Genomic DNA, 21,924 nt, shown 5'->3' with positions numbered 1-21,924 from the left:
GTGAAGCTTTGGTCTCCAAGGGGTACGGCGGGGCGATGCGCAAGAGTGGTACCTGCTGCACCGGATGGGCTGGAGCCGGCAGGCGTTCGCACGCCGTGCCACCGAACGCGATGAGGACGTCATCGTCGCCTGGAAGGACGAGCAGTGGCCGATCAAAGGCCGGAGGCAGGCTCATATGAGGAAGAGCGTGGCCTACCTCGCCATCCGCACCGTCGACCAGTTGATCGTCCTGGTGAAGAACCGGCTCAACCACATGCGGTGCCGACCCGCCCTGATCACCGCTTGGCCGACAAGACCGGCCTGGACTTTCGTCCTCCGTAACCTCGGCCATCAAGCCTCTCCAGGCACGGCAAGGGGTCTACACGACTTTGCCTCGATTGGGAGATTGCTAGGTATTTCCTGGCGTGTCCACGACGGCCTTGTGGTCCATGGTCGGTCTACCCGTGGATAGCGTGATATATGAGTTGATGTCCCGACCACGGAGGGGCCACGGCCATGGCCGACAGATGCGAATTCAAGCCCGGGCTGGCCGACGCGATCAACGACCACGACGTGCATCGGCTGCTCGATTACTTTACCGAAGATGCCATTTTCGTCTCTCCCGCAGGAATAGCAGAGAGGCGCGAACAGATCGCGTGGCTCTTTGAGCAATTCTTCAAGGGATTTCCGGACCTCTGCCTGACGGTGTGGTACGAGGCCACCGGCACCGACAACCACATGATGGTCGAATGGACGGGGACCGGCACGCACACCGGACCGTTTCTGCTGCCCGACGGGCAGGAACTGGAAGCGACAGGCCGCCGCATCAGTCTGCGCGGCATCTGCGCCTCGTTCGTCGAGAATGGAAAGGTTGTCACGCACCGGGAGTACTTCGATCAATTGGAACTTTACACACAGCTCGGCTTGCACCTGTCAAAAGACGATCCGGCCCCCGCGTAGCCCCTCCCGCAGCGGATCGCCCGATTCGGTGGACAAGTCCACTTGCCGGCCGAGAGTCCGAGCTTTACCTCGGCAGGCATTCGGCAAGGGGTGACGACGTGCCAAAGGCAGGCGAAGAGTTGTGCCCTGCACGCGCTGGAATGATGCAGAAGGTGGAGCGTGATAGCGCGTCGGCGATCTTCTGATCTGCGTCCCGCGTGGCGTGCTGGTAGGTCAGCGCGGCTCGGTCACTGTCGTGTCCCCTCCGAGCCTTGAGATCGGCCAGGCTCGCCCCCGACTGCGCGGTCGGCGTGTTGCCGGTGTGCCGCAGGTCATGGAAGTGCAGGCCCTTGACGCTCATCTCCTTGAGTGCGCCCGTCTACCTGGCCTCACACCGGAAGTTGTCGCCCCATAGGAACCCCCCGCGTTTGCCGAGGAACACGAAGGCATCCGGATCATCGCTGACGAACTCCGCCAGGTGATCGGAGAACGCCGGGACGATTGCCGAAGGAATGCCGACCAGCCTGGGACGTGGGCGGACCGAGCGGTATCTCTCCCCGACCGGACCATTGCCGCCGCTCCCGGACAATTGCGTAGATTGTTCTGTCCCGGCGCTGGCACAATCGCCCGATGCGTTTGTGGACGGTGCAGCATCGAGCGGTTCTCGAGTCGCTGGAGGATGCCGGCGAGCTGTTCGGGGACTGGGACCAGATCATGGTCCGAAACTATCGGGCCTGCTACCAGGAGATGGTGGCGGAGATGGCACGGCGCGGCCTCGTCAGTGGAGGCCGGCCACCGGTGTGGGCGTGGGCCGGGCCGGACACCCGCGACAACCGTGTGGCGCTGGCGGCGAAAGCGCTCCTCTGCCCGCAGACCCCGGAGGAGTACGCCCGCTATGTGGTGCTCGACCTGGACGTGCCGGACGAGGTCGTCCTGCTCAGCTCGTACGGGCGCTGGAACGACTTCATGGAAGCAGTCATTTTTGGCGAGGAATCGCCGGCCATGGATTGGTCGATCGGCCGGGAGGAGCTCAACGGAGTGCAGGCGTGTCTTCCGCGTGTCGCAGCCGGATGGGTGCTCGGTGTCCGTCCGCTGGAACCGTTCAGGCCGGAAGAGGAACAGGAAGAGGAAGACGAAGAAGACGGAATCAGCTCCTGACCGTGTGCCGAGTCGGTGGCCGGCACAGGTCAGACGCCCTGCTCGTCTCCTCCGACGAGACCTCACTGTAGATGTGAACCGCGCCGGGATTGCTGGACTTCGATGTCCTCCGAGTTCGGTGGAGTCGGCCGGGCTCGCCCCCGACTGGGCGGCCAGGTGCTACGCCGCAGCACGGCGACGTTCGACGGGTACCAACGGAGACCACGGTGTCGGCGTGGCCGACCAGACGTGAGAGGTGCTCGATGGGGACGGGTGGACTTCACGTCATGGCTTTTCGAGGCATGCCCTGAGATTCGGGACCGCATCCAGGGCTGACTCAGATGGCGATGAAGAATTCCAGCAGTTCCGGGGCGAGGGACTGAGGGGCCACGTTATGCGTCTGGTCCTCCAGGATTCTGTGCACCGCTCGGGGTACGGTCGCGGCGACCGCCTTCCCCGCGTTGGTCATCCACGCGGGGCTGTTCTCGCCGATCAGCACGAGCGTGGGCTGCGTGATCGAGGTGAGAAGGTCGGTGGGCAGGGCGTTGCCCGGCCCCATGAGAGCGGCCTCGTAGGCCAGGGTGTGAGCGATCGCTTCCACTCCTGACCAGGAGGAGTGGGCGCGCATCGCGGCCACCGTCTCGACGGGGACCTCGGCGGCCTCGACCATGAACAGCTCGGCCGCCTCCGCGCGCCGGCCCTGTTCGACCAGGATTTCCAGTCGCGATGCGAAGTCGTACGACAGACTGGGTGCGCTGTCGTCGACGTGGTACGGAGGCTCCCACACGGCGAGTTTCGAGATGGCCGGGTTCCGGGCCGCGGCCTCCAGCGCCAGGGCGGCGCCGGAGGACCCACCGAAAACCATGGCCCACCCGCCCGCCGCCTTGATGAGGGCGGACAGGTCCTCGATCTCACGCTCAACGGCGTACGGCTGGGTGTCGCCGCTTTCGCCGCGGCCACGACGGTCGTAGTTGAAAACCGTGAACCACGGAGCCAGGGCGGCCGCCACGCCGTACAGCGTGGGGTGGGTCTTGTCGGTGAACGCGCCGTGCACCAGGACGACCGCCGGCCCGACGCCGGATCGGTCGTACGCGATGGAGGTCCCGTCGGCCGAGGTCACCCTTCCGGTCATCATCTTGTTCATGGCGCGCATGCCTTCAGCCTGCCTGTGCCACCAGGCACAGGGCCTCCCAGTGGTGGCCGTCGAGGTCGGTGAAACCGCGCTGGTACCGGAAGCCGTCGTTCCTCAGATCGCCGACGGCCGCGCCACCCGCCGCGATGGCCTTGTCGAACAACTCGTCGACCTGAGCGGGGTTCTCGACGCCCACGACCAGGATCACCTGGGTGCTCTTGGTGGCGTCGGCGACCTCCGTGCCCGCATACGTGGCGAACGTCGGCTCGGTCAGCAGCATGACCTGCGCGTGCTCACTGATCACCACGGACGCCATGTCGTCGGCCATGCCGAAGAAGGTGAAGCCGAGATCGGTGAAGAACGTCTTCGACTTGTCCAGGTCCCTGACCGGAAGATTGACAAACAGTACGTTGGACATCGCTGGATCCTTTTCTGACGGTTGTTCGCGCCGGTTGGTGCGAACACCTTTATTCTGCGGATCCAGGCCCGCCGGGGCTTGGCTCTCGGTGCCGGCCGATTGACTTTCCGTGCCAGGCCTTCAGCCCGGTGGCATGAGGCAGGTGCGGCGGTATTCGGCGGGAGGCAATCCGTACGTGCGCCGGAACAACCGGCTGAAGTGAGCCGAGTCCGGAAGGGCGTACCTGGACGCGATGACCCCGACGGGTACGTTGTGGAAGGCGGGGTCGGCCAGGTCTTTGCGGCAGCGTTCGAGGCGTCGGTGCCGGATCCACGCGGCCACCGTGGTGTCCTGTGTCTCGAACAGCCGGTGCAGGTAACGCAGGGAGACATGGTGCGCGGCCGCGACGGTGCCGGGGGCCAGATCGGGTTCGCCCAGATGCTGCTCGATGAAGGTGTGGATGCGCAGCAGCAGCGTTCGTGACCGTGACTCCTCCGAGAGCGTCTCGGTCTGCTCGACGCGCTCGGCGATGGCCATGGTGACCAGGTCCATCACCACCGTGGACAGCCGGGCCGCGTTCGCGGGCCGGTAGGTCTCGAGATCCAGGGCCACCCTGCGAAGCAGGGGGGCCGCGAGGGCGCCGGTCCCGCCATCCGGTGTGATCGGGACCGCGGTGAGCTTCGCGACGGAATCGAAGGGCAGGGCCAGCATCGCACGGGGAAAGCCGAAAATCGCCAGATGCACCGCCGAGTCGTAGGCCAGCTCGTACGGCCGGCCGAAGTCGTAGATTGCGAACTCTCCGCGTTTGAGCTGCGTGGACCTGCCGTCTTGCATCAGGGCGGGACGTCCCGAGATCGCCAGCACCACCCGATAGAGGTCGGGGTTGTCGCGGCGGATCAGACCGGGTGTCCGGTGGACGCTGTGCGGCGTGGAGGTCTGCACCCTGCCGACACCCACCGAGCCGAGTTGCCCCGCGCTGATCTCACCCCGTAACGGTGCGTCTCCCTCGATCCGGAAATCGAGAGGACCGAGCGTGTCACAGACGATGCTTCGCCATTCGTCATATCGGCGCGCGGCGGGCACGTCACGAGTGCGGATCAGAATGCCCATCCTCATCGCCCTCCGTTGCGGTTTATCGGTCGATTCTCTGGCTGATTGTCCCGTGCCGAGATCTCAAAAGCGACGGGTACGGCTTGGGCCATGAGGCGATTGACCGGCGGATCGCTCTCGACCGTGCCGCCTTCCCGCATCGTGAGTCTCTTAAGGTACGAGATCGCTTCGCCCTGCCGGTTTCGGTTGAGGCGGCCCGTCCGCCGCCGGTGACCGGAAACGATCACCGGATGGAGGAGTGTGAGCCCGCTTGGGAGAGCGGAGGCTCTCGGCGGGGCTCGGATCGGGCGACCCTTCACCAGGGCCTTCCGGTCAGCATCGGTCAGCTGGTCGTCTTGACGGGTGCGCTGCTGAGTCCCACGCGTCGGCCGCTGAGTTCGGCGTCGAGTGTCTCTTGAGCCGTACGCATGACCTCGGCGTATACGGGGTCCTGCAGTCGCCTCCACATCTCGTCCTCGGAGACGTCTTCAACGCTGCTGACCACCCACCAGATGTTGCCGAAGGGGTCCTTGACGCGCCCCCCGCGCTGTCCGAAGGCGTCGTTCGCCAGAGGGGTGACGACATGGCCGCCGGCCGCGACGGCTCGTGAGAACGCCTGATCCGCGTCGGCGATGAACACGCGCAGCAGGCTCGGAATGTGAGGCCAGTCCGCGTGTCGGTCGAAGGCCAACACGACCGTGTCGCCGATCCGGATCTCACCATGACCGATCAAGCCGTCCTCGGTGGACACCCGCCCGCGTTCTTCGCCGCGAAACGCCTGAGTGACGAAGTCGAGGAAGGCTCCCGTGTCGTCGGTGACGACCCAGGGCGCTACGGTGGTGTAGCCCTCGGGCGCGGCGTTGGTCTGCTCGGGCATCGCTGTCCTTTCGCTGGCACTGCTTGTCAGCAAGAAAAATAGATGCGCAATGGGCCACTTTCCGTCCTAAATCATCGACTGGGGTGCAGCCCCGCAGCCTCCCCGGCAACTCTCGACCGCAGCCCGGACAACATCGCTGCGCAGCCGGCCGAAACCAGCAGCATCGCCCGCCGATACCGCATTGAGCTGGTGCTGCTCCGCTGTACGATCCGCTGCGGTTTCTGTTCACGCTCTTCTGGCCGCTGGAGGCATTCATGAGCACGTCCGACGTCACATCGTTGACCGGGTACGGCATCGTGCTGCGGCACTGGACCGAGCATGACACGCCCGTGATGGTAGAACTCTTCGACACCCCCGACATCGGCCACCGCACGCCGCTCCCCTCTCCCTTCGACATGGCCGCCGCACGTGAGTACCTGCAGATGATTCAGAGCGCTCAGGCCAGTGGCCGGCGCCTTCACTTGGCCATCACCGTCGATGGACGACACCCGCGGGGCGAGGTCCTGCTGAACCTGAAGACCGGCAGTATCGGCTACGGTCTGGGAGCCACCTACCGGGGGCAAGGCCTGGTGAGCCGTGCGGTCCGGCTGATAACCGACCACGCCCATCGATCTCTGGCCATGCCGAACGTGTTCGCGCAGATCGAGCCTGATAACCACGCCAGTATCGCCGTCGTCCGCGGCGCCGGGTTCCGGCTCACGGACGAAGCACCTGAACAGGTGACAGACAAGGGCCGTACCTACGAGCTTCTTACCTGGGTGCACACCGCTTGATGACCTGGAGGGCGAGGAGCAAGTCTCTCCCGAGCGACGGCGGCGTCACCGCCTTCGACCCGAGGATCTGTTCACAGGCTCGCCGGTACAACGCCTGTCGACGGCGAACGGGATGGACGGGCGGAAGTGGACCTTGGTCACGCGCCGGCCAGTACCCGGGAGCCGTGCGGGAGCCGACGGGCCGCTCAAAGCACCGCGGGCTACGCATAGCGGGCGGGTGGGCCGATGACTCGATGCGCCGCGACGCGGTCATGCGGCAACCGTCCGAGAACGTCGCATCGCCCGATGCCGTGCGGCGTCTACAACCATCCGTTCCGCTCGGCCGTCTTGGCGGCCTCGATGCGGTTGCGTACGCCGACCTTCTGGATCGCCGACGACAGGTAATTACGGACGGTCCCCTCCGACAGGTGGAGCCGGGCCGCGATGTCGGCGATCGTGAACCCGTCCGCTCCGGCCGCCAGCACGTCCCGTTCGCGCGGCGACAGCGGGTTGGGTCCGGCGCTCAACGCGGTTGCCGCCAGCACCGGGTCGATGACGCGCTCCCCGGCCACGACCCGCCGGATCGCCGCCGCCAGTTCCTGCGCCGGTCCGTCCTTGATCAGGAACGCCGACGCGCCCGCCTCCATGGCCCGCCGCAGGTAGCCCGGTCGCCCGAACGTCGTCAGGATCATCACCCGGCACCCGGGCACCGCCGCCCGGATCTCGGCGGCGGCGGTCAGCCCGTCCTTGCCGGGCATCTCGATGTCCAGCAACGCCACGTCGGGCCGTACCCGTTCGGCGACGAGGACCGCCTCGTCGCCGCTCGCCGCCTCCGCGACGACCTCCAGGTCCTCCTCCAGCCCGAGCAATGCCGCCAGCGCGCCCCGCACCATGTTCTGGTCTTCCGCCAGCATGACCCTGATCATGAGGCAGACCCTACGGGAACGCGGACCACGACCCGGAAGCCGCCGCCCGGCAGCGGACCGGACTCCATCGTGCCGCCCTCGGCCGCGACGCGCTCGGACAGGCCGTTCAGGCCGTTGCCCGGAACGTGTTTCCCCTTGATCCGGCCGTTGTCGCGAACCTCCAGGACCGCCTCGTCGCCGTCGCGTCCCACCTCGACGACGCAGTGGGAGGCACGGGCGTGGCGGATGACGTTGGTGACCGACTCTCGCACCACCCAGCCGAACACGCCGTCGGCCGCCTCCGGCAGGGGCACGCCCGCCATCCGGACCGTCGTGTCGACTCCGGCCGCCGCCAGGACCGCCCGCGCGCCGTCCAGCTCCTCGCCCAGGTCGCGCCGCCGGTAGCCGGAGATCGCCTCGCGCACGTCCGCCAGCGAGGACCGCGCCACCGACTCGATGTCGCCGATCTCGGTGACGGCGCGGGCCGGGTCACGGTCGGCCAGCCGCCGCGCCAGCTCGCTCTTCAGCACGATCAGCGACAGGCTGTGGCCGAGCAGGTCGTGCAGGTCGCGGGCGATGCGCAATCGCTCGTCGGCGGCGGCGAGCCGGGCGACCTCGCCGCGCGCCTCGCGCAACTGCGCCACCAGCGTCCGCGCGTGCCGGAGCGCGACCATCATCATCCCGAACGCCAGCAACACCAGCGCGAACCCGCCGATCATCGGGGCCGGAGCCCCGAGCAGCACGCCGTCCCCGGCGATCACCGCCGCCGACCCCAGCACCCCGAAGACGGTCCACCGCAGCGGCAGCGACATCGCCAGCACGAACGCCAGGTAGATCGGCAGACCCAGCCAGTCGAGCCCGAACAGCAGCGGCAGGCCCGCCGCCAGCAGCGCGAACGCCCCCTGCACCGCCAACGACCGCACCGTGAACGGGTCTTCCCAGTTCCACCGCACGAACGTCGCCGCGTAGTACATCAGCGTGAACACCACCAGGGCCGCGACGCCCAGCCAGCGCCGGGTTCCCTCGTAGTGGGCCACCGCCACCACGACCGGGGCCATGAACAGCAGCCCGAACGACATCCAGAAGGCCCGTTGCAGCAGCTCGGGGCCTTCTACGTCGCCCCGGAAGAGTCGGTTCATCAGGCCGTCATGCTAGCGCGCCGGTAGGCGACGACCGCCAGCGCGCCCAGCCCCAGCGTCCAGGCGGCCAGCACGAGCCCGGCGGTCACCGACGGCGCGTGCCCGGCGGCCACGGCCCGGCCCAGCTCGGCGAACCGGGTGGAGGGCAGTCCCCCGGCGATGTTCCGGATGAACTGCGGCAGCACCGACAGCGGCATCCACATCCCGCCGCCGATCGCCAGCGCGAAGTAGGCCCCGATGGTGATCGGCTGGGCGGCGTCCGGCCCGACCAACGACCCGATCAGCGTGCCGAGCGCCGCGAACGGCAGCGTCCCCACCCACAGCAGCGCCGTGATCACGATCCACTGCACGGGGTCCAGCCGCACGCCCTGCGTCACCACCGACGCCAGCCCGACCAGGACCACGGCGGGCAGCCCCAGCGACATGGCGGCGAGGGTCTTCACCACGATCACCATGCCGGGCTTCAACGGCGTCACCCGCAACTGCCGCAGCCATCCGCTGCGTCGTTCGGCGGCCAGCCGTACGCCCGTGGTCATCAGCGTCGCGCCGAGCGCGCCGTAGGAGGCCATCGAGACCATGATGTCCACCGGGGCCGCCAGCCCGGTGATGGGGTCGGGCCGGTCACCGGTGAAGATGTTCGACCACAGGAGGTAGAAGCCGACCGGGACGGCCAGCGTGAAGAACAGGTAGTGCCGGTCGCGCAGCACCTGGAGCAGTTCGAGACGGAGGTAGTTCAGCATGACGGGGCCTTTCAGAGGTTCGCGGCGGTCAGGGAGAGGAAGGCGTCCTCGAGCGCGGGGGTGGTGATCTCCAGGTCGCGGACCGTCAGGCCCGTGCCGTAGAGGGCGGCGACCACGGTGTCGGGGTCGGCGGTGTGCAACGTGGCGACCTCGCCGTTGACCTCCACGGCGGTCACCTCCGGCAGCCGTTCCAGCCCGGCGGCGGGCTGGTCGCCCAGCGTGAACCGGACCGCCCGGCCCCCGGCCCGCTGCTTGATCTCGGCGGGCGTCCCGTCGGCGACGATCCGGCCACGCGCGACGACGACCACCCGGTCGGCGTTCTCGTCGGCCTCCTCCAGGTAGTGGGTGGCGAACAGGATCGTCCGCCCGCCCGCCGCGTAGGCGCGCATCCCCGCCCAGAACGCCCGCCGCGACTCCACGTCCAGCGCGGCCGTCGGCTCGTCCAGCACCAGCACCCTCGGCGCGCCCGCGATCGCCATCGCGAACCGCACGCGCTGCGCCTGCCCGCCCGACAGCCGCCCGGTGCGCCGCTTGGCCAGGTCGGTCAGCCCGGCCAGCTTCAGCACCTCGTCCAGCGGCATCGGGTCGGAGTACAGGTTCCGCACGAACCCGACGACCTCCCGGACGGTCAGGTTCGGGACCAGTTCGCCGTTCTGGAGCATCGCGCCGACGAACCCGGCGGCGGCGGCCTCGGCCGGGGTCTTCCCGAACACCTCGACCCGCCCCGCGTCGGGCTTGATGAGGCCGAGCATCATGCCGACCGTGGTGCTCTTCCCGGCCCCGTTCGACCCGAGCACCGCCACGACCTGTCCGGCGGGCACCCGCAAACTCAACGACTCGACGGCCCGCACGTCCCCGTAGCTCTTGGCCACGCCCTCAACGCTGATCGCTTCCATGTCCTCAACATTAGAAACGCGCAGCTCGCGGCGTTAGTGAATGTTGTCGTGCCCTCGGGCTGACAAAAGTCACATGGCCCCGGGGGTGCGATCCGCGCCCTCGCCGCGCCCGATCCGTTCTTCTCGAAGAGCCCATCCGGCCGGCACGCGAGATCGGTCAGCTGGCGCCGCTCGCTCGTGATCGCGCTCAGGTCCGGATGGGGGCATGGCGTCGACGGCTCTCCGTCGCAGCCGTCCTCATCGGTTCGACGAGACAGCGCACCGGATTTCGCGAGGCCGGCGCGTCGCCTGACATTCCCCGTGGCTGTTTCGTCGGACTACTGGGACACCGGGCCGCAAGGCTCGAACACCGCTGAGATCGAGAAGGGGGACCTCGCCATGCCCACGCGCGCACCGTCCCCTCGCACACGCTCAGGTGGCCGTCGTACCTCACGCCGCCTGCCGAAGTCGCGCAGCGGTCGACGACGCACCGGCCGGCTTTCTCGACGGAAGTCCTTGAAGCGAACGATCACCAGGGAGGACTCATGTTCGCCGTCTATGTCACGGTCACCATCTTCGCCTCGGTACTGAACGGCAGCGCCGCCGTCGTCTACCTGATCGGCCACGAATTCCCCAAGGCTCAGCTGGACATGAAGCGCTTGCCGCGGTCGTGGGCACCGGTGCTGGGCATGTTGCTGGCGGCGGGCTCGTTGGGGCTGCTGGGCGGGTTCGCCATACCGATGCTGGGGACACTCGCCGCCTCCGGCCTCGTGCTGTACTTCATCGGCGCGCTCCTCGCGCACCTGCGGGTGGGTTCCCGCACGCTCGTGAACTGGGCCGGATTCCTCGTCACCTCGGTGGCCGCACTTGCCGTGAACCTGGTCCACCACTGGTGGTGATCCGTGGAGACAGGCTCACTCACCCGGCCGTCGCGGCATGACGATCGACGCGTCGCCTCACGTTCTCGGCGGTCGTCTCGTCGGACCACCGAGACACCGTCCAGCACTCGGGAAAGCACGCGGGAAAGCCCGGCGGCCTCCGGCCGGGATGCGGATCGCCGCCACGCCCGTGCCGGAACGCGTGATCGTCCCCGCGGCCGGTCACCTCGTGATGGAAGACCGATCCCCCAGGGCGCAAGCCCCAAGACCACCGCAGAGATCAAGAAGGGAAACCTCGCCATGTCCACGCCCATGACAACCGAGCACGACAACCTCCGGTCGCGTCTGCCCGACCCCACCACGTTTTTCCCCGAGCTGGCGCAGATCGCCGGAGCCATGCTCAAGGCCACCCTGAACGGTTCGATTCCGCAGGCCACCGTCAACCTGGTGCAACTGCGCGCCGGGCAGATCGCCGGCAGCACGTACCACACCGTCCGGCAAACCGGCCTCCTCCGCAAGGCCGGGGAGACGGAGGAACGCATCACCGCCGTGGCGTCCTGGCAGGACGCGCCCTACTTCACCGACGCCGAACGGGTCGCGCTGGAGCTCGTGGAGGCCGTCCTCACCCCGAACCAGTCCGGGGAGCGCGTCCCCGACGAGTTGTACGCCAAGGCATCCGCCCACTACGACGACAAGGCGCTGTGGACGCTCACCCTGGCGATCAGTCAGATCCTCTTCTTCATTCCTGTCGCTCTCATCGCCAAGCCGGTCCCCGGTAAGCCCCCCGGGAAGAATTACAGCAGGTGACGCCCGACCGGCCCGGGATGAGGACGGCAACCGTGCCGCACATCGAGCATGACGGGTGCGGAGGCGCCGCCAGGTGCCGTGCCGGTCGGGGGCGGTCGCGTCAGGGCTCGTGCGGCGCCCCGCCGTGCCGCGACCAGGTGGCGAACATGTCCGCGTACCGGCCCCCCGCCGCGACCAGCTCGTCGTGACCGCCCACCTCGATGACCCTCCCGTCGTCCACCACCGCGATGCGGTCGGCCTTCATGGCCGTGGACAGGCGGTGCGCCACGAGGACGGCGGTGCGGCCTTCGAGCAGTGCGTCCAGCGCCGCCTCGATGCGGCTCTCCGACTGCAGGTCCAGGTTGGAGGTGGCCTCGTCCAGCACCAGCACCCGCGGGCGCACCAGGAAGGCGCGCGCGAGCGCCAGCAGCTGGCGCTCTCCGGAGGACAGCGACTGGCCCCGCTCGTGCACCACCGTGTCGATGCCCTCCGGCATCCGCTCGACCAGGCTCTCCAGCCCGGTCGCCCGGATCGCCTCCCAGACCTCCTCGTCGGTCGCCTCCGGCCGGCCGAAGGAGACGTTGTCGCGGATGGTCCCGCCGAACAGGAACGGCTCCTGCGGGACGACGCCGAGCTGGCGGCGCAGCGAGGTGATGCTCAGGTCGCGCAGGTCGTGGCCGTCGATCAGCACCCGCCCGCCGGTCGGGTCGTAGAAGCGGACGATCAGCCGGGCCAGCGTGGACTTGCCCGCGCCGGTCGGCCCGACCAGCGCGATCGTCTCGCCGGCCCGGACCCTCAGGTTCACCCCCGACAGCACCGGCCGGTCTTCGAGGTAGCCGAAGCCGACGTCCTCGAAGAGGAGCTCGCCGCGGACGGGCGGCAGTTCCGCGGCGTCCGGCGACTCGGCGACGGTCGGCTCGGTGTCCAGCAGCTCCCGCAGCTTGGTCACCGACGACTGACCCTGCTGGTAGACGTTGTAGAGCTGTACGAGCTGCTGGATGGGCGCGAAGAACGAGTTCAGGTAGAGCGAGAACGCGATCAGCTCGCCGACGGTCAGCTCGTGGCGCAGCACCATGTGGCCGCTGACGGCGAGGATCATCGCCTGGCCGAGGAAGCCGACGAGCTGGGTGCTCGGCCCGTAGATGCCGTTGATCAGCGCGGTGTCGTCGTTGGCGTCGCGGTACTGGCCGACCACCTTGCGGTGGGCGAGGATGTTGCGGCTCCGGCGGTCGCTCGCCCGCACCTGGGAGATGCCGTGCAGCGACTCGGACAGGTCGGCGAGGGTCGCGGAGATGCCGTCGCGGGCCCGGGAGTAGCCGATGTTGGAGGCGTGCCGGAACCACAGGGACAGCGCCGTGAGCACGGGCACGATGACGACCACCGTGATCAGTGCCAGCTTGACGTTGTAGCCGAACAGCACCGCGGTCACCACGACCATGGTGAGGCCCTGGATCGCGAACTGCGCCAGGCCGTCCTGTACGAGCTGCTGGAGGTTCTCGACGTCGCTGGTCATCCTGGTCATCAGGACGCCGGCCTTCTCAGCGGTGAAGAAACCCATCGACAGGCGCTGCAGGTGGGTGAAGACGGTGATTCGCAGGTCGTGCATCACCCAGGCGGCCAGCCTGCCGGTGACCCTGACCCGGGCGGCCGAGGCCAGCCCGGTGAGCCCCACCGAGGCCAGGTAGATCAGCGCCACCGTCACCACGACGGTCATGCTGTGCTTGAGGATGCCGTCGTCGATGCCGACCTGGGTGAGCTTCGGCCCCGCCTGCAGAGTGGCGGACTCGACGGCGACCAGCGCGAGCGCGGCGACCAGGCTGCGCTTGTGCCGGGCGAGCAGCCTGCGCAGGGTCAGCGGACGCCGATCCCGCTCACCGCGCCGATGGCTGAAGACCACCGGTTCGGTGAGGTGTTGCGGTTCGTCGGCGATGAGGGCGTCGACGCCGGCCTGCATCTCCTGGGGCACCCCGGCGAACGGCAGGCCGGGGGCGTTGCCCGCGCCTCCGAACACCGAGCCCCCGCCCATCATGGTCATGGCCGCACCTCGATCTGGCCGCCGGCAGGCTCCTGGGCCCGCGGCGCCCCACTCATGTCGGCCATGTCATCCTCGATCTCCTTGTCCGTCACCTCATCCAGTACCTCCCGGTACAGCGGGTTGGTGGCCATCAGGTCCTCGTGGCTGCCCTCCGCGACGGCCGCGCCGTCCTCGAGCAGCACCACCCGGTCGGCCAGGGTTATCGTCGACAGCCGATGGGCGATCACCAGCGTGGTGCGGCCGGCCAGCAGACCGTGCAGGGCGTGGTGGATGCGCTGCTCGGTGTCGACGTCGATGGCGCTGGTCGCGTCGTCGAGGATCATGACGGGCGGGTTGGGCAGCAGTGCCCGGGCGATCGCCACCCGTTGCCGCTGGCCGCCCGACAGCGTGTAGCCGCGCTCCCCGATGACCGTGTCATAGCCGTCCTCGAGGTCGCGGATGAATCGGTCGGCGCCGGCCGCGGTGGCCGCGGCCTCGATCTCGTTCCGGGGCGCGTCGGGGAGGCCGTACGCGATGTTGTCGGCCACGGAGATCGAGAAGAGGAACGGCTCCTCGAAGACCACCCCGACGGCGCGGCGCAGGCTGCCGGTGCTGACCTGCCGGACGTCCTGCCCGTCGATCAGGATCGCGCCGGCGTCCACGTCGTAGAACCGGGCCAGCAACCTGGCCACCGTGCTCTTGCCGGAGCCCGTGCGGCCCACCAGGGCCACCGTCTCGCCGGGACGCAGGCTCATGCTGAAGTCGCGCAGCACGGGCGGGCCGTCGCCGTAGGCGAAGTCCACCGAGTCGAAGACGATCTCGCTGGAGCCGACCACGAGATCCGGGGTGCCCGGAGCGTCCACGATCTCCGGCTGCTCGTCGATGATGTCGTAGACCCGCCCGGCCGAGGCGGCGGCTCGCTGCCCGAGCATGATCACCATGCCGAGCTGCTGGAACGGGGCCTGCACCATCAGCAGGTAGGAGTTGAACGCGAGGATCGCGCCGACCTCGATCCGGCCCTGGATCACCATGTAGCCGCCGAACAGCAGCACCAGGGCCAGCCCGACCCGGGGCAGGTTCTGCACGGACGGCGTCCAGCGGGCGCGCAGGTCGGCGTCCTTGGTGTAGCCCCAGCGCACCCTGTCGGCCGCCTTGGCCAGTGAGAAGAGCTGGTTCTGCTCGGCGGCGAAGGACTTGACCACCCGGGCGCCGTTGATGTTCTCGTCGACTATGGTCGCCACGTCGGCGAGCCGCGCCTGGATCAGCCACGACACCGGGAACATGACCCTGCGCATCCTGACCGCGAGGATGTAGACGAACGGCGTTGTGACCATCGCGACGAAGGCCAGCGGCACGTCGATGGACAGCATGTAGCCGAACGCCACGAAGGCGACGCCGCACTGCACGAAGACCGCGGGGGCGAAGACGAGATAGCGCTGCAGCGCCCTGATGTCGGAGTTGGCCCGCGAGATGAGCTGTCCGGTCTGCGACCGGTCGTAGAAGGAGGCCGAGAGCAGGGTCAGCCGCTCGTACATGATGTTGCGCAGGTCGTACTCGAGCGCGTAGGCGGTGCGCAGCAGGAACCATCGGGAGATGAAGGCCGCCAGGGTGGCCGCCACCGCGCATGCGATGATCGGCCAGACGTAGCCCTCCAGGGGGCGCTCGTGGGCGACGATCGAGTGGTCGATGGCCTGCTGGATCAGCGAGGGTATCTGCACCTGCAGGACGAGCCCGGCGAACGACAGGATGAGCGAGGTCGCGAAGATGCCCTTGTGCGCCAGCAGCACCGGCAGCGCGCGCCGCATCCAGGACTTGCCGGGATCGGGATCGATCCCCGCCTTCGGCGCCGAGTAGCGGCGCGCTTCCCGTTCGGTCAGCACCCGCGGAGCCGTTCTCTACGCGGCGTCCGCTCGGTCCGTCCGGCCTCGCCGCTACTGCGGCAGAGCCCGCTGTGGCGGTACGGGGAGATGTGCGGGGGTTGTCCGGATCGGCGGACCGCGAACCTCATGCGCGCCTCGGGGTGTGTATGGAATCCCTGTCGGTGAAGACGGGGATCAAGCGTCTTTCTCCGCCTGACGGGTTTTGTCGAGCAGGTCGGAAATCTGGTCTTCGTGGCGGTTCTCCAAGCGGGGGAAGGGATGGTCGACGGCGTCGCAGAGCGCGAGGCCGGGGGGCAGGGCGCGAGGCGAGGCGGCGGCACCGCTCGCGAGCCGGGCGCGGGGTGGGCCCGTACGGTGCCCGGCGGCATGTCCCGGGAGCTCCCGGGCAGGCCTCGTCACGAGACGGTGCGCCTCATAACTCGCCGGAGGGCGGGCCGTCGGCGGGTGCCACCGGTCTGGGGACGACGGGGACCGCCTGGTCGGGCTCGGCGAGGCGCTGCATGAGATGGCCCGCGGCGAGCAGGAGTCGCTGCTCCTCCTCGTCGAGGAGGGTCTCCATGGCACGCCCGAGCCAGGTGTCCCGCTCACGGCGGAAGTCGGCGACCAGGGCCTCCCCGGACCCGGTGAGGAACAGGAGCACCCGGCGCGCGTCGGCGGAGTCCTTCTCGCGCCTGATGAACCCGGCCTCTTCGAGCTCTCGCAGCGCCGCGGCGACGTTCGAGCTGGTCATCTGCAGCTCGTCGGCGACCTGCCGCGGCTGCGACTCCTCCGGTAGCCGGGCCACCGCCCCGAGGACGCGCAGCGCGGTCATCGAGAGACCCCGCACCGGAGGCATCTCACGCCGGAGCCGCCGCTGAAGCAGCTTCATCTGCGCGCGGAAGCGTCGTACGTCCTGATCCTCCATAGTAGTTATGATACATAGCTATTTTTCATAAGAAGCAGGGGGGCGGGTCCTCGCCGGAGAGGACCCGCCGAGGTGGAGAGTCCGGAGCCTTCAGCGGGGGCTTCGGTGGCTGCCGCGCATGTCGACGACGAAGCCGCAGGTCAAGCCGGCCGCATTGTTCGGGGGCTCCATCCGCGGGTCGAGCTTCAGACCGTGCGCGGCGAAATCCTCGCGGCCCTACGCGTGGAGGAACGGCGAGAACGGTGACCTACCGAATCACTGCCGAATCGCCCGTCAGGCGCTCTCGGCGGGCATCAAGCGGCGGTGCGCCGCGCCACCTGGCGGCCCGAGCCGCGGGACGCGCGCTGCGCGGGTGACCTGAGGGCCGCTCTCGCGCGCCCGCCGCTCGGGCCACACGGGCGAGCGGGCGACCCGGGGCTTCCTCGACGATCGGGCACGGCGGAGACGAGGAGATCACTACGAGGGCATGCCGATCACGATGCCTCGTCCGGCGAAGAAGCGCTCCAGATCGGTCTTCTTCATCAAAGTGTGCCGCTGAGTCTCGCCCGGTATCCCCGAAGGATTGTGCAGCGTCATATGATCTCGGCCGGCTCCTGTCACCAGGACGAGATGACCTCCCCTGGACGAGGGCATGCGATCAGGCCGGCGGATCCACTTGTGCACCGAGATCATCACGAGCCGTCCTCGGTGAACCTCTTCGGCCACATCGTCCATCGTCAGTTGCGGACGCACCTCCACCGGGATGTCCCATCTGCCGGCCACCCACTCGGCGAACGGCGCATAGATGAGACCCCGCAGTCCATCGCCGTCGCGGACGTAGCCGCCATGCTCCATGCACTCGACCGCGAGCGGTACGGGAGGCGGAACCGGCAGGCCGTGAAACGCCAGCACCATCCGCAAGCACGCCATCCCGCAGATCCGTCCCGCCCACCAGGCGTACTCCTCGGGGGAAGCCGCTCCCGACGCCGGCCAGCGGGGGTCGTCCACCGCGGACATCCGTCCATCGACGATCTCGGGGATCAGTTCCGGGGATTCCCACTGGGCGAAGTACGGCACGTCATGCATGGTGGTGATCACGAATGGACCGTAGCGTGCATCGAACGGGTGTCGTACCGGCCGGTCCCGAGGACCTCCGGCTCATCGTGGACATCGTGGAAGCCGTCTGGAGGGTCGCCTCCTACCTCGTATGAATCACGAGTCGCGGTGAGAGAAACCGAGGCTCGCCGCCCCCAGTGCCACGACCACATAGAACGCCAGGACCGCCGTGGCCGCGGTAGGTGACAGCAGATACGCCGACTCGGCGCCCGCGATCTGGGGAGCGAGGTTGGGAATCAGCACCGAGGCCACCCACAGGTGGACGGGCTCGGGCAGGACGTGCGCGAACATCGGCACCACCAGGGTGAGCGCCCCGATCACCGCCACCGTCGCCGCCGCCGACCGCAGGACCGCTCCGAATCCCAGTGCCACGAGGCCGGTGGCAAGGGTGGTGACGGCCGTACCGGCGGCGGAAGGGACCGCGTCCCACCAGTGAACCCAGGGATTGAGCGGCGCGGGCCGGTCGCCCAGGATGAGCATGGCGGCGACCTGCGACAGGCCCGCGAACAGCACGCCGCAGGCGAATGCCACGCAGGTGACCACCACGGCCTTGGCGGCCAGCAGCATCCGCCGCTGAGGGACCGCGACCAGGCTGGAGGCTATGGAACCGGTCGAGAACTCGGTGGTGATGGCCAGGGCGCCGAGACAACCGATGAAGAACGCCACGACCGGCATGACGAGGACGGCCGGGTCGGCGCTCTCGAAAGCCGCCCGCTCCTCCAGTGGGGCCCGGTCGTAGGAGCCGACATGGATCACGAGGATGACCAGGCCGATCAGGGTGGACGCCGCCGCTCCGGACCAGACCGCCCACGTGGAGCGCATGGTCCGGAGCTTGAGCCATTCCGCCGCGACGACGTCCTTCACGGACGCGAGCCCGGACCCGGCGGGGGTGTTCCTCGGTGGTGCGGTCCGCGGCGTCATGAGGATCACAGGCTCTTTCCGGCGCCGGCGCGATGGTCGGCGGCCTCGTCGGTCAATTCGAGGTAGACGTCCTCAAGCGTGGCGCTGCGCTGCGTCAGCTCGTGGATCGGGACGCGACGCTCGGCGGCGAGGTCGCCGATCGTGGCGGTGTCGGCGCCCGTCACGACAAGGCCGTCCCGCGGACCGAACGACACCGACATGCCGGCGGCCCGCAGGATCCCGCCCAGTTCCAGGTGCTTCGGGGATCGGACCAGGATGTCGCGGCGGAAGCGCTTGGCGAGGTCCTCCATCGAGGACTCGGCGATCAACCTGCCCCGCCCGATGATGAGCACGTGGTCGATGGTCAGGGCCATCTCGCTCATCAGGTGACTGGACAGCAGCACCGTCCGGCCTTCCGAGGCGAGCGTGCGCATCAGGCCGCGGACCCAGCGGATGCCCTCGGCGTCCAGGCCGTTCACCGGCTCGTCCAGCAGGACGACGCCGGGGTCGCCCAGCAGTGCCGCCGCGATGCCCAGCCGCTGCCGCATACCGAGCGAGAAACCCCCGATGCGCTTGTGCGCCACATCCCGCAGCCCCACCTGGTCGAGCAGCGTCATGATCCTGGAGGAGCCGATGCGGTGGCTGCGGGCCAGGCAGGCGAGCTGCTTGAACGCGGTGCGGCCCGGGTGCACGGCACCGGCGTCGAGCAGCGCGCCCACCTCGTACAGCGGCCGGCTGATCTCCGCGTATCGACGCCCGTTGACCAGGGCCACGCCGGACGTCGGACCGTGCAGGCCGACGATGACGCGCAAGGTCGTGGATTTCCCCGCGCCGTTGGGTCCCAGAAAGCCGGTCACCCGCCCGGGGGGAACGTGGAAGGACAATCGGTCCAGGGCGAGCGTCGAGCCGTACCGCTTCGTCAACTCTCTTACTTCGATCACATGAACACGGTGACAAAACCATCCCGCCGGCGCGTCTGACCACGGTCGGAACTTCCGCGTCCGTCCACGGTCGTACACGGGCGGCCGGCGGTGAACGTCAGGCCCGTCTCCTGGTACGGCGGGCGGCGACCACCGAGGCTGTCACGAGCAGGGACACCAGCCCCCAGTAGAGGTAGTCGCGTGTGCTGTGCCAGGGCAGGAACCCCCCACTGCCCGTCGAACTGGAAGAGCGCGAGGCCGGTCCCGGCGTAGATCGCGCTCGCCAGAGTCCAGCGCGCGTCCCTGGCGATCACGGTGGCCCACAGCGCCGCACCGAGCAGCAGTACCTCGATGCCCGTGCTGATCTGGGCCTCTGGTGCCATCGCATACAGTCCGAAGCGGCCGATCGAGGGCAGCCAGAAGAAGGCGGGGATGAGCGGCCACGCCCACGACCGTCTGGTCAGCCCCGTGCCGGGCCACACGGCGAGCACCGCCAGACCCGCGACGATCGCGTGGCCGCGGATCGACGGCTCCATGGGCGTGCCGACCTCGAAGACGAACAGCGCCAGGGGCAGGGCCGGCCTCACCCAGCCCAGCGTCACCAGCAGGAGAAGCGCGATCGACGCCTCGGTCCCCAATGGGAACCTCGTCGGCCCGGCCATGGAGAGTTCCGCCACGATCAGTGCGAGCACGGCCAGGTGCAGTCCGTCAGCCCACCAGGGCGCGCGGGTCTTTCGCGCCGCGAGCGCGTGCGCGGCGAACGCGCCGGACATGAGCGCGGCCGTTTCGCGGATGAGCGGACGGAGCGGACGGAGCGGGCGGAGCTGACGGTGCGGGCGGAGTGGGCGGAGTGGGCGGAGCGGGCGGAGCGGGCGGAGCGGGCGGAGCGGGCGGAGCGGGCGGAGCGGGCGGAGCTGACGGTGCGGGCGGAGTGGGCGGAGCGGGACGGATGCCGGGTCGCGACGGGAGGCGAGCATCAGCGTGCCGATCAGCTCCTCGCCGTGCCGATCGCGGTAGTCCTTGGGGTAGAGCAGCAGCAGGCGGCGGTAGCACGTCTCCAGGCGGCCGCTCATGCGCCGGCCACCGCGATCCGGCCGATGACGAGGTTGACGGCCTGCTGGAGCCGCGCGGCCTCCGCCCGCACGGCCTCCGTCCCCTCGTCGGTGATCCGGTAGTAACGCCGGACACGACCGTCCACGACCTGCTCGTGGTCCGCCGCCACCAGGCGTTCTTCCTCCAGGCGGTCCAGGGTGCGGTACATCGTGGCGACCGCGATTCGCACCTGCCCGCCCGACTGCTCCTGCGTGCGCAGAATGATCCCGTAGCCGTGCAGAGGTCCGTCCAGCAGTGCCGAAAGGATGAAGTAGGTCGGTTCCGTCATCTTGCCCATAGATCACAGCATGTATCCACAGTGGATATATTCCGACACTCCGCAAGGGTGAGGCCGGCGGCGGCTGTGCGTCTCACGTCGTCGCTTCGCGATCGGGTCTTTCCGCCTCGGCGCCCTCAGGGTGCGCGCCGTCACCGACCACGCGCTCACCTGCGAACGGAGTCCCGCCGGATTCCGTTCGCAGGTGATTCAGGCGATGCCGCTCAGCCGCAGTGTTCGAAGGGGCTGGTGTACGCGCTGCTGCCGACCGAACCGCCCCACCTGACGCACTGTCCGGGCGCGGAGCGCTTGACGGGTCCCGCGTAGTAGCCGTAGCTGCCCGAGTCGGTCGTCCTGCTCGCCCCTTGCGGCTCCAGGAAGGCCGACACCGGAGAAGGCGAGCCGAGGCTCGTCGTCTTCATCGTCGTGACGCAGTTGTAGCCGTTACCCGAGTTGTAGAGCAGGTAGGTGCGACCGCCGGTCAGAGCGGCTGAGTCGACGACCGCGTAACCGCTGCCGCAGGCCTCCTCGGGGGTGTAGGGGTTGCTGCCGCCGCCGCCACCGCCGCAGGAGTTGCTGCTCGTGACGGCTTTCTTCTGGCCCAGGGACACGGTCGTGCCTTCAATGGTGGGGCTGGTGTCCATGGCGCCGCTGGAGGTCCGCTGCTCGTAGTGCAGGTGCGGAGCGGAGCTGCCGCCCGTGGAGCCGACGGTCCCGATCGCGGTGCCCTGGCCGACGCTCAGCGAGCTGCCGGCCGACCTCACCATGGTGGCGAGGTGGGCGTAGCGGGTTCTGGTGCCGTCACTGTGACGGACCTCCACCCACTTGCCGTAACTCGTGTTTCCCTCGTCGCTGAAGTAGGCGGTGCCGGCAGCGGTGGCCCGTACGGTCTCGCCGTTGATGGCGTCGCTGCCGTGGTTCTGCCAGTCGATGGAACCCGATGGGTTGTGGCTGGGGGTCCAGTTGTTGGCGGAGAAGGTCTTCCCGCAGTTGAACGGGCTCTTGTGGGATGCGAGGAGGGTGGTGGTCTGCGCGGAGGCGACCTGGGGGAACAGTGCTGCCGCAAGAGTGACCGACAGGGCCACCGTTACGGATTTAAGGGCATTTCGCCAGCTCGGCGTACCGGTCATGGGCATACTCACCTCTCTGAAAAGGCGGTAAGGGGGATGTTGTCGGCGCCCGTTTTGATGTCGATCAGCCCTGTGGAGACAGAAAGC

24 protein-coding genes are annotated in these 21,924 nt (G+C 68.7%); 6 read left to right on the top strand and 18 right to left on the bottom strand.

The annotated features are described in order from the left end of the window. Window positions 1-52 precede the first annotated feature (52 nt). Both J2853_RS48030 and J2853_RS34710 read left to right on the top strand, forming a co-directional pair. Window positions 53-451, top strand: a complete 399-nt coding sequence (locus J2853_RS48030) for a winged helix-turn-helix domain-containing protein (RefSeq protein WP_370879551.1) — start codon at window positions 53-55, stop codon at window positions 449-451. 44 nt (window positions 452-495) lie between these two features. Beyond that, the gene (locus tag J2853_RS34710; RefSeq protein ID WP_307564927.1) at window positions 496-939 is read left to right on the top strand and encodes an ester cyclase; all 444 of its coding nucleotides are present in this window, start codon (window positions 496-498) and stop codon (window positions 937-939) included. 64 nt (window positions 940-1,003) lie between these two features. Here the strand turns inward: J2853_RS34710 and J2853_RS34705 are convergent, their stop codons facing one another. Then, window positions 1,004-1,279 carry a hypothetical protein gene (locus J2853_RS34705; RefSeq protein WP_307564926.1) on the bottom strand — a complete coding sequence of 92 codons (276 nt, stop codon included), beginning with the start codon at window positions 1,277-1,279 and terminating at the stop codon, window positions 1,004-1,006. Window positions 1,280-1,548: 269 nt separating this feature from the next. On the opposite strand from J2853_RS34705, the gene J2853_RS34700 reads away from it, so the two are divergent. Further along, the gene (locus J2853_RS34700; RefSeq protein WP_307564925.1) at window positions 1,549-2,076 is read left to right on the top strand and encodes a DUF3841 domain-containing protein; all 528 of its coding nucleotides are present in this window, start codon (window positions 1,549-1,551) and stop codon (window positions 2,074-2,076) included. Window positions 2,077-2,392: 316 nt separating this feature from the next. Here J2853_RS34700 and J2853_RS34695 read toward each other — a convergent pair whose 3' ends face one another. The 4 genes from J2853_RS34695 to J2853_RS34680 all read right to left on the bottom strand — a co-directional run bounded on the left by J2853_RS34695 (window position 2,393) and on the right by J2853_RS34680 (window position 5,550). Then, a complete protein-coding gene (locus J2853_RS34695; protein ID WP_307564924.1) occupies window positions 2,393-3,208 on the bottom strand; it encodes an alpha/beta fold hydrolase in 816 nt (271 codons plus the stop codon). Between the two features lie 4 nt (window positions 3,209-3,212). After that, a complete protein-coding gene (locus J2853_RS34690; RefSeq protein ID WP_307564923.1) occupies window positions 3,213-3,605 on the bottom strand; it encodes a VOC family protein in 393 nt (130 codons plus the stop codon). A gap of 120 nt (window positions 3,606-3,725) precedes the next feature. Then, a complete protein-coding gene (locus J2853_RS34685) occupies window positions 3,726-4,700 on the bottom strand; it encodes an AraC-like ligand-binding domain-containing protein (protein WP_307564922.1) in 975 nt (324 codons plus the stop codon). Between the two features lie 316 nt (window positions 4,701-5,016). After that, complete coding sequence (locus J2853_RS34680) at window positions 5,017-5,550, bottom strand: VOC family protein (protein WP_307564921.1); 534 nt, start codon at window positions 5,548-5,550, stop codon at window positions 5,017-5,019. Between the two features lie 254 nt (window positions 5,551-5,804). Here J2853_RS34680 and J2853_RS34675 point away from each other — a divergent pair, with 254 nt between their 5' ends. Then, entirely contained in the window at window positions 5,805-6,323 is a 519-nt protein-coding gene (locus tag J2853_RS34675; protein WP_307564920.1) for a GNAT family N-acetyltransferase, read from the top strand. 299 nt (window positions 6,324-6,622) lie between these two features. Here J2853_RS34675 and J2853_RS34670 read toward each other — a convergent pair whose 3' ends face one another. The 4 genes from J2853_RS34670 to J2853_RS34655 are packed head-to-tail and all read right to left on the bottom strand — an operon-like array spanning window position 6,623 to window position 9,982. Beyond that, window positions 6,623-7,228 (bottom strand): response regulator transcription factor, encoded by a 606-nt coding sequence (locus J2853_RS34670; protein ID WP_307564919.1) that lies wholly within the window; start codon window positions 7,226-7,228, stop codon window positions 6,623-6,625. After that, window positions 7,225-8,346 carry a sensor histidine kinase gene (locus tag J2853_RS34665; protein ID WP_307564918.1) on the bottom strand — a complete coding sequence of 374 codons (1,122 nt, stop codon included), beginning with the start codon at window positions 8,344-8,346 and terminating at the stop codon, window positions 7,225-7,227. The genes J2853_RS34670 and J2853_RS34665 overlap by 4 nt, the downstream gene beginning before the upstream one ends. Then, window positions 8,346-9,086, bottom strand: a complete 741-nt coding sequence (locus tag J2853_RS34660) for an ABC transporter permease (RefSeq protein ID WP_307564917.1) — start codon at window positions 9,084-9,086, stop codon at window positions 8,346-8,348. The genes J2853_RS34665 and J2853_RS34660 overlap by 1 nt, the downstream gene beginning before the upstream one ends. 11 nt (window positions 9,087-9,097) lie before the next feature. Continuing rightward, on the bottom strand, window positions 9,098-9,982 hold the full coding sequence (locus tag J2853_RS34655) for an ABC transporter ATP-binding protein (protein WP_307564916.1): 885 nt from the start codon (window positions 9,980-9,982) through the stop codon (window positions 9,098-9,100). 524 nt (window positions 9,983-10,506) lie between these two features. Here J2853_RS34655 and J2853_RS34650 point away from each other — a divergent pair. Together J2853_RS34650 and J2853_RS34645 are read left to right on the top strand one after the other, a co-directional pair. Then, window positions 10,507-10,860 (top strand): DoxX family protein, encoded by a 354-nt coding sequence (locus J2853_RS34650; protein WP_307564915.1) that lies wholly within the window; start codon window positions 10,507-10,509, stop codon window positions 10,858-10,860. Between the two features lie 279 nt (window positions 10,861-11,139). Next, window positions 11,140-11,646 (top strand): carboxymuconolactone decarboxylase family protein, encoded by a 507-nt coding sequence (locus J2853_RS34645; protein WP_307564914.1) that lies wholly within the window; start codon window positions 11,140-11,142, stop codon window positions 11,644-11,646. A 100-nt stretch (window positions 11,647-11,746) separates the two neighbouring features. On the opposite strand, the gene J2853_RS34640 is transcribed toward J2853_RS34645, so the two are convergent. From J2853_RS34640 to J2853_RS34600, 9 genes are all read right to left on the bottom strand, one after another. Continuing rightward, window positions 11,747-13,660, bottom strand: a complete 1,914-nt coding sequence (locus J2853_RS34640) for an ABC transporter ATP-binding protein (protein ID WP_307564913.1) — start codon at window positions 13,658-13,660, stop codon at window positions 11,747-11,749. Beyond that, complete coding sequence (locus J2853_RS34635) at window positions 13,657-15,519, bottom strand: ABC transporter ATP-binding protein (protein WP_307564912.1); 1,863 nt, start codon at window positions 15,517-15,519, stop codon at window positions 13,657-13,659. Before J2853_RS34635 ends, J2853_RS34640 begins: the two co-directional genes overlap by 4 nt. Window positions 15,520-15,931: 412 nt before the next feature. Further along, window positions 15,932-16,423, bottom strand: a complete 492-nt coding sequence (locus J2853_RS34630; RefSeq protein WP_307564911.1) for a MarR family winged helix-turn-helix transcriptional regulator — start codon at window positions 16,421-16,423, stop codon at window positions 15,932-15,934. Between the two features lie 456 nt (window positions 16,424-16,879). Beyond that, window positions 16,880-17,500, bottom strand: a complete 621-nt coding sequence (locus J2853_RS34625) for a cysteine peptidase family C39 domain-containing protein (RefSeq protein ID WP_307564910.1) — start codon at window positions 17,498-17,500, stop codon at window positions 16,880-16,882. A 114-nt stretch (window positions 17,501-17,614) separates the two neighbouring features. Then, a complete protein-coding gene (locus tag J2853_RS34620) occupies window positions 17,615-18,439 on the bottom strand; it encodes an ABC transporter permease (RefSeq protein WP_307564909.1) in 825 nt (274 codons plus the stop codon). A 5-nt stretch (window positions 18,440-18,444) separates the two neighbouring features. Continuing rightward, a complete protein-coding gene (locus J2853_RS34615; protein WP_307564908.1) occupies window positions 18,445-19,359 on the bottom strand; it encodes an ATP-binding cassette domain-containing protein in 915 nt (304 codons plus the stop codon). Next, complete coding sequence (locus J2853_RS34610; protein WP_307564907.1) at window positions 19,356-20,411, bottom strand: hypothetical protein; 1,056 nt, start codon at window positions 20,409-20,411, stop codon at window positions 19,356-19,358. Before J2853_RS34610 ends, J2853_RS34615 begins: the two co-directional genes overlap by 4 nt. After that, window positions 20,408-20,728 (bottom strand): PadR family transcriptional regulator, encoded by a 321-nt coding sequence (locus J2853_RS34605; RefSeq protein WP_307564906.1) that lies wholly within the window; start codon window positions 20,726-20,728, stop codon window positions 20,408-20,410. The genes J2853_RS34610 and J2853_RS34605 overlap by 4 nt, the downstream gene beginning before the upstream one ends. A gap of 203 nt (window positions 20,729-20,931) precedes the next feature. Next, the gene (locus J2853_RS34600) at window positions 20,932-21,792 is read right to left on the bottom strand and encodes a M23 family metallopeptidase (protein WP_307564905.1); all 861 of its coding nucleotides are present in this window, start codon (window positions 21,790-21,792) and stop codon (window positions 20,932-20,934) included. Between the last annotated feature and the right edge of the window lie 132 nt (window positions 21,793-21,924).

It is taken from the genome of Streptosporangium lutulentum (assembly GCF_030811455.1).
GTDB lineage: Bacteria > Actinomycetota > Actinomycetes > Streptosporangiales > Streptosporangiaceae > Streptosporangium > Streptosporangium lutulentum.
This window is presented reverse-complemented; position numbering and strand designations above follow the sequence as displayed.